The organism is Nostoc sp. 'Peltigera membranacea cyanobiont' 213 (assembly GCF_002245975.1).
Taxonomy (GTDB): Bacteria; Cyanobacteriota; Cyanobacteriia; order Cyanobacteriales; family Nostocaceae; genus Nostoc.
In genome coordinates this window covers 23,318-41,850 of sequence record NZ_NOLI01000066.1, presented here as the reverse complement: position 1 = coordinate 41,850, position 18,533 = coordinate 23,318, and the positions used below count along the sequence as shown (strand labels likewise).

Here is an 18,533-nt window from a genome sequence, read left to right as displayed (position 1 = left end):
AATGCTTTCCTGGGCAACTAAATCAGGTATTTATGAATATTTTGGCTAATGCTATTGATGCCTTGGATGAATCTAATCAGGGACGCAGTTTTGAACAAATCAAAACCAATCCTAACCGAATTACAATTACCACATCAGTAGAAAATTATCTGGTTAAAATTACCATTACTGATAATGGCAAGGGAATGAATGAATCAGTCAAACAAAAAATCTTTGACCATTTATTTACTACGAAAACTGTTGGTAAAGGAACTGGATTAGGGTTGGCGATCGCTCGGCAAATCGTCGAATCAACCCACGGCGGTAAATTAAGTTGTAACTCTGTTTTAGGTGAAGGTACAGAATTTATGATTGAAATTCCGGTGTAAATTTATTGAAAAATAAGATCCCCGACAACTTTTACGAAGTCGGGGATCTGGACACCGCAGATTTTCACGTTACAAATTATCTGGATCGATACCTCGCTGTTGAAGACGATAACGCAAGTCTTGTAGGGCTTGTTCAGCCTGTTCTATGCGTTCATCGGGGGTAAGGAAGCGATCGCCATCTCGATCGAACCAAAATAACCAGTCTCGCTCCCAACCTTTATGAATCCCCGCAGCTACCCCAATTCCCAACTGCAACTCCGGTATCCAAAACTGCTCTTGCGATTGCAACACAAATTCATCATCAACCCGTCGATACACTTCAAAGGGAGCGTGATTATCTCGTTGCGAATATTCTGGATTGTAGATGACGTAATACAATACCCCTAAATCTAAATATTTGCCCATTTTAATATCGTATTCTCCACCATAGGTTTGAGAGACGATTTCGACAACCAAAATGGGTGGTGTCCAATTTTCTTCCCAAAGCACATAACTGAGTCTTCCATTCGGCGGTCGTCGCCGTCGTTGGACACCCAAGCTCAAAAAGCCATCGGGGACAATGGATTTTCTCGGTGCAGTTGGGAGGTAGTAGATACTCATGTCTACACCAAAAAACCAATCGGTGCGATCGCTCCAAATTGCGGACAAAATAGCTAACAGTAAGTTAGGAATCAGGTTTTGCAGCTCGTTATCCACAGGAGTATCATCAGAATCGGGGAGTTCAGCCGAAGTTGGGAGCAGGGGTAAGGGAATGGAGTATTCCATAGGATAAATTCCCTCGCAACAATAAACCCATTTTACGATCTGGGAATACTAAATCCAGAATTGTCAAAATTTTGGTGGCAGAACAATGACTCTAGTTAGTATTCCCGGATATCAAGTTAGTGAAGAACTCTACAATGGTTCTCGCACTTTGGTTTATCGTGCAGTTCGAGAAATCGATCGAGAACCTGTAGCGATCAAACTGCTGAAAAATCCTTATCCCAGTTTCTCGGAATTAGTACAGTTTCGCAATCAGTATACCATTGTCAAAAATCTCAACTCACCCCTGATCGTTCAAACCTATAGCCTAGAACCTTTCCAAAATGGCTATTCGCTGGTGATGGAAGACTTTGGGGGAATTTCCTTAAAAGAATATTTTGCTGTTCTAGAAACCCGATATATCGCGTCTATAGAGGAGTTTTTAGAAATTGCGATCGCAATCTGCAACACCTTAGATATTCTCTACCACGAGCGCATTATTCATAAAGATATCAAACCCAGCAATATCTTAATTAATCCCGAAACCAAACAAGTCAAATTAATTGACTTTAGTATTGCATCACTTCTACCACGAGAAACGCAAACCCTTGTTAACCCCAATGTGTTGGAAGGAACACTAGCTTATATTTCTCCTGAACAGACAGGGAGAATGAATCGGGGAATCGATTATCGCACAGATTTTTATTCCTTGGGTGTAACTTTTTATGAATTACTCACGGGTGAGTTACCATTTGCATCAAACGATCCAATGGAATTGGTACATTCTCATCTTGCTAAAACAGCACCTTTAGGACATAAAATTAATCCACAGATTCCGGCAATTATCTCAGAAATTGTCAGTAAACTGATGATGAAAAATGCTGAAGATAGATATCAGAGTGCATTAGGATTGAAATTTGATTTAGAAAAATGTTTACATCAGCTAAAAGAAACTGGTGAAATTCAAAGCTTTGAAATTGCTAGTAAGGATTTGTGCGATCGCTTTATAATTCCTGATAAACTTTATGGCAGAGACCAGGAAGTTCAAACCCTACTAGAAGCATTTGAAAGAGTCAGCCTTGGCGCAACAGAAATGATGCTGGTAGCTGGGTTTTCCGGGATTGGCAAAACAGCCGTTGTCAACGAAGTTCATAAACCCATTGTTAGACAACGGGGCTATTTTATTAAAGGTAAATATGACCAATTTCAACGGAATATTCCCTTCAGTGCTTTTGTGCAAGTATTCCGCGATTTAATGGGTCAATTGTTAACAGAAAGTGATGTTCAACTAGAGGAGTGGAAAAATAAAATATTAGAGGCTGTTGGCGACAATGGAAAAGTAATTATTGATGTTATTCCCGAATTAGAGAAAATTATTGGCGCACAACCACCAGCAGCAGAATTATCAGGAGCAGCAGCGCAAAATCGTTTTAATTTATTGTTTGAAAAATTCACCCAAGTCTTTACAACTAAAGAACATCCCTTAGTGATGTTTCTCGATGATTTGCAATGGGCTGATTCTGCATCGCTAAAGTTAATGCAGCTATTAATGGCTGATACCGGGCATCTTTTCATTATTGGTGCATATCGTGATAACGAAGTCAATCCTGGACATTCATTAATGTTGACCTTGAGTGAAATCCAGAAAACACAAGCAATAATTAACACGATTACCTTAGCACCATTAAGTAAGGTACAAGTCAATAAGTTAGTTGCTGATACACTCAAATGCAGTAATAATTTAGCATCATCTCTAGCAGAATTAGTATATCAAAAAACTCAAGGAAATCCATTTTTTACCACACAGTTTATCAAAGCGTTGCATCAAGATAAATTAATCACATTTGACTTTGAATTAAATTGTTGGCAGTGTGACATTATCCAGATAAAAACTTTAGCAGCAACAGATGATGTGATAGCTTTTATGAGTTTACAACTGCAAAAACTACCGCTATCAACTCAGCAGGTGTTGCAGTTAGCAGCTTGTATCGGTAATCAATTTGATTTAGGAACTTTGGCTATTGTTGCTGAACAATCTCAAATCGAAACCGCAGCCTGTTTATGGAAAGCATTACAAGAAGGATTGATTTTACCAATTGGGGATGTTTATAAGTTTTACGTCGGGCAAGAAAGGATAATATCTACTTCCGAAAATCAGGAGATTGTTACTTACAAATTTTTACACGACAGAGTGCAACAAGCGGCTTATTCTCTGATTCCTGATGACCAAAAACAACTAAAGCATTTAAAAATTGGGCAACTTTTGTTGCAAGGAAATTCTCAGATCGAACAAGAAGAATACCTATTTGACATTGTAGGTCATTTAAATCTAGGTTTTGAGTTACTTCATTCAACAGAGAAACCAGAGTTAGCTCGGTTAAATTTAGCTGCTGGACAAAAGGCGAACATTTCTACGGCTTATAGTGCTGGAGCAGAGTATGCTCTTTTCGGGATCAAATTACTAGAGGCAAACTGTTGGCAACATCAATATCCTTTAGCATTAGCACTATATGAAACAGCCGCAGAAGGTACATATCTCAGTGGCGATTTTGAACAGATGGATCGGTTGACTGAAGTGGTTTTGCAAAAAGACAATCCGCTTCTCGACAAAATAAAATCCTATGAGCTAAAAATCCAGAAATTTCAAGCTCAGAATAAGTTGCTTGATGCTGTCAAATTAGCTCTTGATGTTCTCGAACTTTTAGGAGAGAAATTTTCCCTAGAACCAGACACTTCTGAAACTGAGCAAGCATTCAAAGAAACATTATTAATTCTAGACAACAGAGATACTTTAAGCTTAATCGATTTACCAGAGATGACAGATCCGTATAAGCTTGCAGTGATGCGGATTCTGTCAACCATGTTTGCCTCCACTTATCTATCAAGTCCTAAATTATTACCGTTGATTATCTTAAAGCAAGTTAATTTATCTCTAGAATACGGAAACGCCTCTGAGTCTGCCTCTGCTTATGCTAAATACGGGCTACTTTTGTGTGCAATTGTCAACAATATCGATCTGGGCTATCAATTTAGTGAGTTAGCTTTAAGGCTATTAGAAGATGCCAAAGTCAAAGACAGTAAAGCTCAAACAATTAATGTAGCTTGCGCCGCAGTTCAGTTTTGGAAAAAATCGCTCAGAATAGCAACTCAACTTTTTATAGAAGGGTATCAAAGTGGTTTAGAAAGCGGTGACATTCAAAATGCTTCCCACTGTATTATGAATTATTTAAGTTATGCCTATTATTATGGCAAAGAACTATTTGAACTCGAACGAGAAATGTCAATTTATGGCGAAGTGATTGCCAAGCTTAAACAGAAATCTTGCCTACAAAACATTAACAGTCTTCAACAAACTGTGATGAATTTAGTTATTAAAGTAGAAAATCCTGAGTTTTTGGAAGGCGATTTTTTTAGTGAAAATATAGAAATACCACGGCTCAATCAATCTAACGATCGCACTGCCTTGGCTTTTCTATATATTCAAAAACTGATGCTAAGTTACTTATTTGGAGAGATTGCACAAGCTAAGAAAATTGCAGTCATAGCCGAGCAATATTTAGACGGAGTTCCAGGAATGTTCTGGGTTCCTATCTTTTATTGGTATGATACATTAACTCAATTAGCTGGATATTCTGAATTAATAGATGTGGAGCAAAAAGAGAACATCTGGCTTCATGTCTTGGAAAAGCAAGCAAAAATGCGGCAATGGGCAGATTATGCTCCCACGAACTTCTTACATAAGTATGATTTAGTAGAAGCTCAGAGACATCAAATCTTGGGTAAGACAACTGAAGCCATAGACTTATACGATCGCGCGATCGCTGGTGCTAAAGAAAATGGCTATATCCAAGAAGAAGGTTTAGCTAACGAATTAGCAGCAAAGTTTTACCTCGACTGGGGAAAAGAGAAAGTCGCCGCAGGTTATATGCAGGAAGCATATTATTGTTATGCGAAGTGGGGAGCAAAAGCCAAAGTCGCCGACTTAGAACAACGCTATCCCCAATTACTCGCGCCTATATTACAGCAAAGCCGTTCGGTTTTTTCAACTAACGAAACTATCTTCACCGTGGGGACTGTCACATCTAGCAGTACCAGTGTTTCAGATACCCTAGATTTAACAGCAATTCTCAAAGCATCTCAAACGATCTCTGGTGAAATCGAACTTTCCAAACTAATTTCATCCTTACTTTCCATCATCATCGAAAATGCCGGGGCTGATAAATGCGTGTTAATGCTGTTGCAAGACAATCATTTACTAATTGCCGGATCAATTAGCCAGGAAACACAACCCGTTGTATTGCAAAGTCTTCCCATTGAAGACAGTCAGGATATTCCCCACAAGCTCATTTACAAAGTCAAGCGCAATCAAAAGACTTTTGTCTTGTTGGATGCAACCGCAGATATCACTTTCGCCAATGACCCCTATATTATCCGTCAACAGCCTCAAAGTATCTTGTGCAACCCGATTTTACACCAAGGCAAATTACTGGGCATTTTATATCTGGAAAATAATTTAGTAAAGGGGGCATTTACGAGCGATCGCGTCGAACTCCTTAACTTTCTGTGCGCCCAAGCCGCAATTTCTTTGGAAAATGCTCGACTTTACGAGCAGCAGCTAGAGTATTCCCAACAGCTAGAGCGATCGCTTGAGGAGTTAAGCACCGCCCAGTCTGTCTTGCAATCATCCCAGCAACGACTCCAGCTATTGGTTCAGCAAACTCCACTAGCAGTCATAGAGTGGGATACCAATTATCAAGTTACTGACTGGAACCCAGCCGCAGAAAGAATCTTTGGCTACAGCAAACAAGAGGCTTTGGGTTGTGGATTCAAATTCATCATTCCTGAAAAGATTCAAGGAGAAATGGAGCGAGTCAGCGTCGAAATTATCTCGCAGGAGGGCGGCAATTACAGTATCAATGAAAATTTGACAAAGGATGGTAAAATTATCATTTGTGCTTGGTATAATAATCCCCTTGTAAGTGCAGATGGCGAGTTAATCGGAGTTGCTTCCCTAGCAGATGATATTACAGAACAGCAAGCTGCGCTACGCGAACGCAAAGTTGCCGAAGTCCAACTTCAAGAAAAAGCACAAGAGCTAGAAGCTGCTTTACAAAACCTGCAACAAGCACAATTACAAATGGTGCAAACTGAGAAAATGTCTGCACTAGGCAACTTAGTTGCTGGTGTAGCTCACGAAATGAATAATCCCCTTGGTTTTATTGCTGCTAGTCTCAAACAAGCGAAACCTACTATCGCTGATATTGTTGAACATCTCAGACTATATCAATCAAGTTTCCCCAACAAAAGCGATGAAATCAAAGACCACGCCGAAGAAATCGACTTGGATTATAGCTTAGAAGACTTACCCAAGATGATTGATTCTATGTCTATGGCGTGTGACAGGCTAAAGAACATCAGCACCAGTTTAAGAACTTTCTCTCGTGCCGATCGAGACTACAAAGTACCTTTCAATATCCACCAAGGCATTGATAGCACTATTCTCATTCTCAAACATCGTCTTAAGGACAATGAACAACGTCCGGCGATTCAAGTTGTTGCAAACTACGGTAATTTACCTGAAGTAGAATGTTTTCCCGGTCAATTAAATCAGGTATTTATGAATATTTTTGCTAATGCTATTGATGCCTTAGATGAATCTAATCATGGACTCAGCTTTGAAGAAATTAAAGCCAATCCTAACTGCATTACTATTACAACCTCAGTCGAAAATAATCTCGTTAAAGTTGCCATTCGGGATAATGGTAAGGGAATTAATGAACAAGTTAAACAAAAAATATTTGACCATTTATTTACTACGAAAGCTGTTGGTAAAGGTACAGGGTTGGGGTTAGCGATCGCTCGGCAAATTGTCGAATCAACCCACGGCGGAAAATTAAGTTTTAACTCGGTTATAGGTGAGGGGACAGAATTTATCATTGAAATCCCAGTATAAGTTTTGTATGTAATGTTAAACACGCTTCAGATATCTGGGAATACTAAACCTGGAAATCTAAGGATTTAGCAGTATATATGGTTAGCACTCTTGTCAGTATTCCCGGATATCGGATCAGCGAAGAACTCTACAATGGTTCGAGAACCGTAGTTTATCGAGGATATCGAGAGACTGACTCATTACCTTTAGCCATTAAATTGCTGAAAAATCCATATCCAGATTTCAACGAACTCTTGTCGTTTCGGAATCAGTACACCATTGCTAAAAATCTCAACTCTCCTCTGATTGTCCAAACCTACAGCCTCCAAGCATACCAAAATGGCTATGCGCTGATGATGGAAGACTTTGGGGGGATTTCTCTCAAGGATTGGGAAGTTAAGGTAAGGGGGCAATCTCTACAGGAGTTTTTAGAAATTGCGATCGCACTCTGCAATACCTTAGATATATTGTATCGAGAGCGGATTATTCATAAAGATATCAAACCAGCCAATATTTTAATTAATCCCGAAACCAAACAAGTTAAGTTAATCGACTTTAGTATTGCATCTTTACTACCACGAGAAACGCAGACACTTGTCAATCCTAATGTTTTAGAAGGGACACTAGCTTATATTTCCCCAGAACAAACGGGGAGGATGAATCGGGGGATTGATTACCGCACAGATTTCTATTCTTTGGGTGTGACATTCTACGAATTACTTACGGGAGTTTTACCATTTGAATCAAACGATCCGATGGAGTTGGTACATTCTCATATTGCTAAACTTCCACCACTTTTAGGCAATAGAGAAGAGATTCCCCAAGTTATTTGTGATATTGTCATGAAATTGATGGCAAAAAATGCCGAATCCAGATATCAAAGTGCATTGGGACTGAAGTTTGATTTAGAAAATTGTTTACATCAACTACACGTTTCTGGTATAATTAAAGGTTTTGAGATTGGGCTTAGGGATGTTTGCGATCGCTTCATCATTCCCGACAAACTCTACGGACGAGAAACCGAAGCAGAAACTTTACTGCAAGCATTTGAGCGAGTCAGTCTTGGTGGAACAGAAATGATGCTGGTAGCAGGTTTTTCGGGTATTGGGAAAACCGCCGTTGTCAACGAAGTTCATAAACCAATTGTTCGGCAACGCGGCTACTTCATCAAAGGGAAATATGACCAATTTCAACGCAATATTCCCTTCTCTGCTTTTGTACAAGCATTTCGGGATTTAATGGGGCAATTGTTAACCGAAAGTGATGTCCAACTAGAGCAATGGAAAAATCAAATATTAGAAACTGTTGGAGAGAACGGTCAGGTAATTATTGAAGTCATTCCCGAATTAGAAAAAATCATTGGCGAACAATCACCAGCAGTAGAATTATCAGGAACGGCAGCCCAAAATCGCTTTAATTTATTGTTTCAAAAATTCACCCAAGTCTTTACTAGCGCCGAACATCCATTAGTGATGTTTTTAGATGATTTACAATGGGCTGATTCAGCATCATTAAAGTTGATGCAGCTATTAATGGCTGATACAGGTCATCTTTTCATCATTGGTGCTTATCGGGATAATGAAGTCAATCCAGCCCATCCATTAATGCTGACTTTGAGTGAAATCCAAAAAAACCAAGCAGTCATTAATACTATTACTTTAACACCCCTGAGTCAATCCCAAATCAATCAATTAGTCGCTGATACCCTAAAAAGTACAGAAACTTTGGCATTACCCCTTTCACAATTAGTCTATCAAAAAACTAAAGGCAACCCATTTTTTGCCACCCAATTTCTCAAAGCCCTACACGAAGAAAATCTCATTCAATTTAACTTGGAGTTAGGCTGTTGGCAATGCGATCTGTCCAAAATTAATCAACAAGCCTTGACCGATGATGTCGTAGAATTTATGGCGTTGCAGTTAGAGAAGTTACCCTTAGCAACCCAGAATATTCTGAAGTTAGCCGCTTGTATTGGCAATCAGTTCGATCTAACAACATTAGCAATTGTTTCAGAACACTCAGAAGTAGAAACCGCAGCCAATTTATGGAAAGCATTGCAAGAAGGTTTGATTTTACCGCTCAGTGATGTTTATAAGTTTTATCAACAAGAGTCATTAGTCATTAGTCATCTGTCATTAGTAGATAGTCAAAAACAAATGACCAATGACAATGGACAAATGACAGTTTCTTATAAATTTTTACACGATCGCGTTCAACAAGCAGCCTATTCCTTAATTCCCGATGACCAAAAACAAACGACTCATTACCAAATCGGACAACTGCTTCTACAACAGATTTCCGCACAAGCTAGAGTTGACCGGATTTTTGAAATCGTCAATCAATTAAATCACGGAACTGTTTTAATTACCCAACCAACTCAACGAGAAGAATTAGCCCAACTCAATTTAATTGCCTGTCGCAAAGCTAAAACTTCAACCGCCTATCAAGCAGCGCGTGAATATGCGACAGTGGGATTGTCTTTGTTAGAAGAAAATACTTGGCAGCAGCAGTATGAAATGACCCTCGCCTTATATGAATTAGCTGCGGAAGTAGCAATGCTAAACGGTAACTTTGAGGTGATGGAACAGTTCATTGATATTGTTATTCAAAAGGCACGCTCCTTACCTGAAAAAGTCAACGTTTACTGTATTAGAATTCAATCTCATATTTCCCAAAGTAAACTGACATCAGCGATCGCGATCGCCCAACCAATCTTACAACAGCTTGGTATAACCTTTCCTGAAACACCGACACCATCAGATATTCAACAGGAAATCCAACAGATTAAGGAACTCATTGGAGATCGGGAAATCGCTGATTTGGTTCACTTGCCTGAAATGACCGATGCAGAAAAACTCGGTACTCTTCAAATTGTCAATATCATCAGCCCAGCAGCTTACCTCACTGGCTCTGCGCTGTACCCATTGCTGAATACTTTGTCCGTTAAACTCTCGATTCAGTACGGTAACACATCGACTTCTGCTTTCGGCTATGCGAACTATGCCAATATTCTCTGCAATTTCTTCCAAATCGTGGATACAGGATCGCAGTTTGCTTCCCTGGCACTCCAAATTATTTCAAAACTCGATGCCAAAGCAAGTAAAACAGATGTTTTGATGATGTTGGGGTTATTTGTTGTACACCGCAAATCTCACATTAAAGAAACACTACCCCTCTTGCAAGAAGGTTACACCACTGCCATAGAATTTGGGAACTTGGTACTTGCTGGGTACAATGGCCACAGTTTTTGTCTCAATTCTTTTTGGAGCAGTCAACCCCTCGCTACCTTAGAGCAGGATATTTGCGCCTACTGCCATAGTTTGATGCAATTAAATCAATTGACAACCGCAAATTATAGCCGGATTTATTGGCAACCTGTTTTAAATCTGCTAGGTCTTGCAGAACATACCACCCTTTTGTCTGGAAAAGCTCTTGAAGAAACAGAATTTCTCCAGCAGCTACAGTCTGCCAAAGATGGATATGGATTGTATGTTTTCCATTTGTATAAACTAATGCTTTGTTTCTTGTTTGGAGAAATTGAGCCAGCGAAAAATCATGCTATTGAAGTCAGGCGCTATTTTATGGCTGGTGCGGGATTAGTCACCGAACCAGTATTTTATCTTTATGATTCTCTGCTAACTTTGGCACAATTAAATCCACAGTTAGATGAAACATCAGAAGCATTGCAGAGTGTAACAGAAAATCAAACCAAGTTACAGCAATGGGCGGATCATGCACCCATGAATTATCAACATAAGGTTGATTTGGTAGCGGCAGAAAAATGTCGAGTGTTAGGACAAAAAGCCGAAGCAATTGAGTTTTACGACAAGGCGATAACTCTAGCCAAAGCCAACGAATATACCCAAGAAGAAGCACTTGCTAACGAACTGGCAGCAAAATTCTACCTAGATTGGGGCAAACAGCGCATTGCTGGGGACTACATGATTGAAGCCTATTATGCCTATGCTCGTTGGGGTGCAAAAGCCAAAGTCGCTGACCTAGAAACTCGCTATCCGCAACTACTTAGACCTATATTAGAGCAAACCCGTTCTCCTCTCTCCACTCACGAAACTCTGTTCACATTGGGTAGTGTCACCTCCACCAGTTCAGCCATATCCAGTAGTAATGTTTCTCTGGCTTTAGATTTAGCTACTATTCTCAAAGCTTCTCATACTATTTCCGCTGAAATCGAACTGGAAAATCTACTTTCATCGTTGATGACGATCGTCATCGAAAATGCGGGGGCTGATAAATGCGTGTTCATGCTCTTGCGAGACTCGCGCCTGTTAATCAAAGGGTCAATTACCACAGGTTCAAAGCCAGTTGTCTTGCAGCGTATTCCCATTGAAGATAGCCAGGACATTCCCCACAGGCTGATTTACAAAGTCTTGCATGACAAGCAAACTGCTGTGTTGGTGAATGCAAGTGCCGATCGCACCTTAGCCAATGACCCCTATATCATCCATCAGCAGCCGAAAAGTATCTTGTGTAGCCCGATTTTGCATCAAGGGAAGTTGCTGGGCATTTTATATCTAGAAAATAATTTAGCAACGGGGGCGTTCACCAGCGATCGCGTGGAACTACTCAACTTACTCTGCGCTCAAGCAGCAATTTCTTTGGAAAATGCCCGACTTTATGAGCGATCGCAGCAATATGCCCAACAACTAGAACAGGCATTAAACAATCTGCAAAATGCCCAACTCCAAATAGTTCAAAGTGAAAAAATGTCTGCACTCGGTAACTTAGTCGCCGGAGTTGCCCACGAAATCAACAATCCCGTTGGCTGTATTATTGGCAACGTTGCCGCTGTCCAAAATTCCATCAATGACCTATTTGGACTGATTGACCTCTATCAAGAGGAATTCCCGCAACCCAGCCCCACCATTGCAGAGGAATTAGAGACAATCGACCTGGAATATTTACGGGATGATTTACCCAAATTAATCAGAGCGATGAAAGATGGTGGCGATCGCATCAAGTCTATCAGCAAGAGTCTCCGCACTTTCTCCCGTGCCGATAGCGACCAAAAACAAACCTTCAATCTCCACGAAGGCATTGATAGCACCATCTTGATTTTACGCCATCGCCTCAAAGCTTCGGAGACTCGTCCAGCGATTGAAGTTGTCACCAAATATGGTAATTTACCTCAAGTAGAATGCTTTCCTGGGCAACTAAATCAGGTATTTATGAATATTTTGGCTAATGCTATTGATGCCTTAGAAGAATCTAATCAGGGACGCAGTTTTGCAGAAGTTCAAGCGAATCCTAACTGCATAACCATTCAAACATCGGTCGAAAATGAAATGATAAAAATTGCGATCGCTGATAATGGGAAGGGGATGAATGAACAAATCAAATCAAAAATATTTGACCATTTGTTTACTACGAAAGCTGTGGGTAAAGGGACGGGGTTGGGGTTGGCGATCGCTCGTCAAATTGTGGAAGAAACCCACGGCGGGAAATTGAGTTTTAACTCAGTTTTGGGTGAAGGAACCGAATTTATCATTGAAATTCCGGGATAATTTTTAGTGATTTTTGGTAAACAACTTCAGATATCTGGGAATACTAAATCTGGAAATCTTCAAAATTTAGCAGCATGGTCAGCAATCGTGTTAGTATTCCCGGATATCGCATCAGTGAAGAACTATACAATGGTTCGAGAACCGTAGTTTATCGAGGGTATCGAGAGACTGACTCATTACCAGTAGTGATTAAACTACTGAAAAATCCTTATCCCAGCTTCTCTGAACTCTTGTCGTTTCGCAATCAGTACACCATTACCAAAAATCTTAACTCACCCCCGATCGTTCAAACTCATAGCCTGGAAGCGTACCAAAATGGCTATGCGTTGGTGATGGAAGACTTTGGCGGGATTTCTCTCAAAGATTATTTCACCTCTGACCAGACGCGATATATCGCCTCTAGTGAAGAGTTTTTACGAATTGCGATCGCACTCTGCAACATTTTAGATATATTGTATCGGGAGCGAATTATTCATAAAGACATCAAACCTGCCAATATTTTAATTAATCCAGAAACTAAACAAGTTAAATTAATCGACTTTAGTATCGCCTCCTTACTACCACGAGAAACGCAGACACTCATCAACCCCAACGTCTTAGAAGGGACACTTGCTTATATTTCCCCAGAACAAACGGGGAGAATGAATCGGGGGATTGATTACCGAACTGATTTTTATTCTCTGGGTGTGACTTTCTACGAGTTACTTACTGGAGTTTTGCCATTTCAATCAAACGATCCAATGGAGTTGGTACATTCTCATATTGCAAAACAACCTCCTTTAGTTATCAGAGATCAGATACCGCAGGTGATTTCAGATATCGTGATGAAATTGATGGCGAAAAACGCCGAAGATAGATATCAGAGTGCGTTGGGACTGAAGTTTGATTTAGAAAATTGTTTACATCAGCTACAATTTAATGGTATAATAAGCGCTTTTGAAATTGCACAAAGGGATGTGTGCGATCGCTTCATCATCCCTGATAAACTCTATGGACGAGAAACCGAGGTATCAACTCTATTGCAAGCATTTGAAAGAGTTAGCCTTGGTGCAACAGAAATGATGCTGGTAGCTGGGTTTTCGGGGATTGGGAAAACTGCGGTTGTCAACGAAGTTCATAAACCAATTGTGCGTCAACGGGGTTATTTTATCAAAGGGAAATATGACCAGTTTCAACGAAATATTCCCTTCAGCGCCTTTGTGCAAGCATTCCGAGATTTAATTGGACAATTATTAACTGAAAGTGATATCCAAATCCAGCAATGGAGAAACCAAATATTAGAGGCTGTAGGAGAAAATGGGCAAGTAATTATTGAAGTTATCCCCGAATTATCAAGAATTATTGGCGAACAACCAGCCGCCATAGAATTATCAGGAATGGCGGCAGAAAATAGATTTAATTTATTGTTTCAAAAATTTATCCAAGTTTTTACCAGTGCTGAACATCCCTTAGTGATGTTTTTAGATGATTTGCAATGGGCAGATTCAGCATCGCTGAAGTTAATGCAGCTATTGATGGCTGAGACAAAGCATCTTTTATTAATTGGTGCGTACCGTGATAACGAAGTCAAGCCAGCACACCCATTAATGTTGACTTTGAGTGAGATTCAAAAAAATCAAGCAACGATTAATACGATTACTTTAGCACCACTGAATCAAGTCATACTGAATCAATTAGTTGCCGATACACTTAAATGTACAGAAAGTTTGGCATCGCCTCTTTCTCAATTAGTCTCTCAAAAAACTCAAGGTAATCCGTTTTTTGCAACCCAGTTTCTCAAAGCATTGCATCAAGATAGGCTAATTGAATTTACCCCTCCAATCCCCCCTTACCAGGCAGGGGGGTGGCAATGTGACATCGTACAAGTAAATCAGCAAGCGGTTACAGATGATGTTGTGGTTTTTATGAGTTTTCAATTGCGAAAACTACCAGAATCAACTCAACAGATATTACAGTTAGCTGCTTGTATTGGCAACTCTTTTGATTTAGAAACTTTGGCAATTGTTTCTGAACAATCCCCAATCGAAACGGCTTCAGATTTGTGGAAAGCGTTGCAAGAAGGGTTGATTTTACCGATTAGTGATGTTTATAAGTTTTATCAAAATTCGTCATTAGTCATTAGTCATTGGTCATTAGAAAATAACAAACAAATGACAAATGACATAGGACAAAGGACAGCTTCATATAGATTTTTACATGACCGAGTACAGCAAGCTGCCTATTCCCTGATTCCCGACGAGCAAAAACAAGCAACTCACCTCAAAATTGGAAAATTACTACTGCACAGTTCCTCGGAAGTAGAACTGGAAGAAAAACTGTTTGATATTGCCCTACATTTAAACCAAGGAATTGAGCTAATAGCTCAACCGCAAGAACGGGAAGAATTAGCCCAAATTAACTTCAAAGCTGGAGTGAAGGCGAGAAATTCTACAGCTTATACTGCGGCAAGAGTTTATTTACAAACAGGGATTGAAATACTGACAGCCAACTGCTGGCAAGATCAATATGAATTGACTCTGAATCTCCATGTTGCTGCTACCGAAGCTGCTTATTTGAATGCTGATTTTGATGGCATGGAAAAAATAGCAGCACTGGTGTTACAAAAAGCTGAGACGATTTTAGACAAAATCAAAATTTACCAAATTCAAATCGTCGCCCAGACAGCCCAGGGCAAGATGTTAGAAGCGATCGCAGTCGGAAGAGATGCACTCTTGCAATTGGGGGTTGAACTCCCCATTGCACCTGACGAAGCCAAAATTGCTCAAGCCCTACAAACCGTAGCTAGTCTTCAAGGTGATAGAGGAATTGAGGAATTAGTCGATCTACCTGTAATGAGCGATTGCCAGACTCAGGCAGCTATGCAACTCTTAGGATTATTATTTTCATCGATTCTACCGGCAATGCCCGGATTACTGCCCATACTGAGCGCGACGATGGTGAGTTTATCACTCCAGTTTGGCAATGCACCAGGCTCGACTGTGGGGTATGCGATTCACAGTATGGTGTTGTGTGCCTTTTTGGGAGAAGTGAAAACAGGGTATAGCTTTGGGCGATTGGCAATCAACTTGCTAGATCAATTTAATGTCGGGGAATTCAAGTCTAAAGTTCTACTGCTGTTTGCTGTCTGGGTTCAACATCATCAAGAATCGCTCATGGTAACAACACTGACGATGAAAGATGGCTATGCAACTGGTATAGAAACTGGTGATTTTCTCAACGCTGGCTATAACTCGCTTAATTACTTTATTGCCAAATTTTTTGCGGGGTTAGAACTGGATATTTGGGAACAGGAAATAGCAGATTACAGGGCTGTCTTAGTGCAGATAAAACAAGATTCTGCCCTGACTTATTGGGATATGACGCAGCAAACTGTACATAACTTGAAGGAAGCCCGGATTCTGTCAGATTGCTTAGTTGGCAGTGCCTATGATGAAACGGTGATGATTCCTAAGCACCATCAGGACAAGGATCTTAGTGCGATCGCTCTTGTTTACACTTACAAACTGATGCTGGCATACTTTTCTGGTAACTACACCTCTGCCCTAGAATATAGTACCCAAGCGAAACCGTATTTAATGGCACTATCAGGGATGATTTCTATTCCCATTTTCCATTTCTATACAGCCCTGACGCATTTGGCACTCTTGTCCACACAGCCAGAGTCGGAGCAAGGCGAATTTTTGTCTTTGGCCCAAACCCATCAAACCACTTTGCAACAGTGGGCGCAAAATGCTCCGATGAATCATCTGCATAAATGGCATTTAGTTGAGGCAGAAAAACATCGGGTTTTAGGCAATAAAGCCGAAGCAATTGAACATTACGATCGCGCCATCATTGGAGCCAAAGAAAATGATTATATTCAGGAAGAAGCGCTGGCTAATGAACTAGCTGCAAAATTTTACCTCGACTGGGATAAACAGGAGATTGCCCAGGTATACATGATGAAGGCTTACTATGGCTATGCTCGTTGGGGTGCAAAAGCCAAAGTTGCTGACTTGGAAAGACGCTATCCCCAACTCTTGGCTCCTATTCTCCAAAAAACTCGCACGGCTCTCTCGGTTAACGAAACCGTCTTCGCATTAGGAACAGTCACCTCCACTAGTTCTTCTAGTTCTTCCTCCACCGTCTCCGATTCTCTCGATTTAGCTGCTATTTTCAAGGCTTCCCAAACTATCTCCGGTGAAATCGAACTAGAAAAACTGCTCTCATCGTTGTTGAAGATCGTCATCGAAAATGCGGGGGCTGATAAATGCCTGCTAATGCTCTTGCGAGACGAACGCCTGCTGATCGAAGGGTCAATTACTCTGGGTTCGGAGCCGGTAGTGTTGCAGCGCCTTCTGGTTGAGGAGAGTCAAGATATTCCCCTAAAGCTGATTTACAAAGTGAAGAACAACAGACAGACTGCTGTGCTACTGGATGCGACGGCCGATCCGACTTTAGCCAATGACCCGTATATCATCCGTCAACAGCCTCATAGTATCTTGTGTAGCCCGATTTTACATCAAGGGAAGTTGCGGGGCATTTTATATCTAGAAAATAATTTGGCAACGGGGGCGTTTACCAGCGATCGCGTCGAATTGCTCAATTTACTTTGCACTCAAGCCGCAATTTCTTTGGAAAATGCCCAACTCTATGAGCGATCGCAGAACTATGCCCAACAGCTAGAGGAGTCATTTGCCGAATTGAGTGCGAGTAACTCTCGCTTTGAGAAATTGGTAGATAATGTTCCTGGCGTTGTTTATCAATACTGCATATCTGCTGATGGTGCAATGTCTCTACCCTACATGAGTGCAGACTGTTATAAACTCTACGAAATTACTCCAGAGCAAGCGATGGCATCGGTGCAGCTGCTTTTGGAGAGAATACATCCAGATGATATTGCAAGTCACCAAGACTCTATTGCAGATTCAATTCAAACGCTGACTCCCTGGCGCTGGGAGGGACGAATTATCACAGTATCAGGTATTCTCAAGTGGATTCATGGGGAAGCTCGAATCCAAAAATTTGCCGATGGGTCTATAGTTTGGGATGGATTCTTATTGGATATTAGCGATCGCAAACGGGCAGAGCAAGAACTGCAAAACGCCCAATTACAAATAGTGCAAAGTGAAAAGATGTCAGCTTTGGGTAATTTAGTCGCAGGGGTAGCTCACGAAATGAATAATCCCCTCGGTTTTATTGCTGCCAGTCTCACACAAGCTAAACCCAGCATTGCTGATATTGTTGAACACTTGAAACTCTACCAAGAAAATTTACCAAATCCAGTCGATGAAATTACAGACCATGCTGAAGAAATCGACTTGGATTATACTTTATCAGACTTACCAAAAATACTTGATTCGATGTCTATGGCGTGCGATCGCCTGAAAAACATCAGCACCAGTTTACGTACTTTCTCTCGTGCAGACCAAGATTACAAAGTGCCTTTCAACATCCACCAAGGGATTGATAGCACCATTCTCATTCTCAAACATCGTCTGAAAGCTAACGAACAACGTCCTGCCATTGAAGTTATCACCAATTACGGTGATTTGCCCCAGGTTGAATGTTTTCCTGGTCAATTAAATCAGGTATTTATGAACTTGCTTGCAAATGCTATTGATGCATTAGATGAATCTAATCAGGGACGCTCTTTTGAAGAAATAAAAGCTAATCCTAACTGGATTACAATTAGAACCTCAGTCGAAAATAATCTAGCTAAAATTGCCATTAATGATAATGGTAAAGGGATGAGTGAAGAGATAAAACAAAAAATATTTGACCATTTATTTACGACGAAAGCTGTTGGTAAAGGGACAGGATTAGGACTCGCGATCGCTCGTCAAATCGTTGAATCAACCCACGGCGGGAAATTGACTTTTAACTCTGTTCTGGGTGAAGGTACAGAATTTAACATTGAAATTCCAGTGTAATGTTTGGATCTTGTTGGTAAACAACTTCAGATATCTGGGAATACTAAATCTGGAAATC

5 protein-coding genes are annotated in these 18,533 nt (G+C 40.5%); 4 read left to right on the top strand and 1 reads right to left on the bottom strand.

Annotated elements, in window-relative coordinates; all coding sequences use genetic code 11:
• On the top strand, nt 1-368 hold a 368-nt coding region (locus CDG77_RS18560; protein WP_143857053.1), incomplete at its 5' end, for a sensor histidine kinase.
• A gap of 69 nt (nt 369-437) precedes the next feature.
• Here the strand turns inward: CDG77_RS18560 and CDG77_RS18555 are convergent.
• The gene (locus tag CDG77_RS18555) at nt 438-1,133 is read right to left on the bottom strand and encodes a Uma2 family endonuclease (RefSeq protein ID WP_094330816.1); all 696 of its coding nucleotides are present in this window, start codon (nt 1,131-1,133) and stop codon (nt 438-440) included.
• Nucleotides 1,134-1,218: 85 nt separating this feature from the next.
• Between CDG77_RS18555 and CDG77_RS18550 the strand changes: the two genes are divergently transcribed.
• The 3 genes from CDG77_RS18550 to CDG77_RS18540 all read left to right on the top strand — a co-directional run bounded on the left by CDG77_RS18550 (nt 1,219) and on the right by CDG77_RS18540 (nt 18,475).
• On the top strand, nt 1,219-7,062 hold the full coding sequence (locus CDG77_RS18550; protein ID WP_094330815.1) for a trifunctional serine/threonine-protein kinase/ATP-binding protein/sensor histidine kinase: 5,844 nt from the start codon (nt 1,219-1,221) through the stop codon (nt 7,060-7,062).
• A gap of 77 nt (nt 7,063-7,139) precedes the next feature.
• Nucleotides 7,140-12,563, top strand: a complete 5,424-nt coding sequence (locus CDG77_RS18545) for a trifunctional serine/threonine-protein kinase/ATP-binding protein/sensor histidine kinase (protein WP_094330814.1) — start codon at nt 7,140-7,142, stop codon at nt 12,561-12,563.
• Nucleotides 12,564-12,637: 74 nt separating this feature from the next.
• The gene (locus CDG77_RS18540; RefSeq protein WP_094330813.1) at nt 12,638-18,475 is read left to right on the top strand and encodes a trifunctional serine/threonine-protein kinase/ATP-binding protein/sensor histidine kinase; all 5,838 of its coding nucleotides are present in this window, start codon (nt 12,638-12,640) and stop codon (nt 18,473-18,475) included.
• The last annotated feature ends 58 nt before the right edge of the window (nt 18,476-18,533 follow it).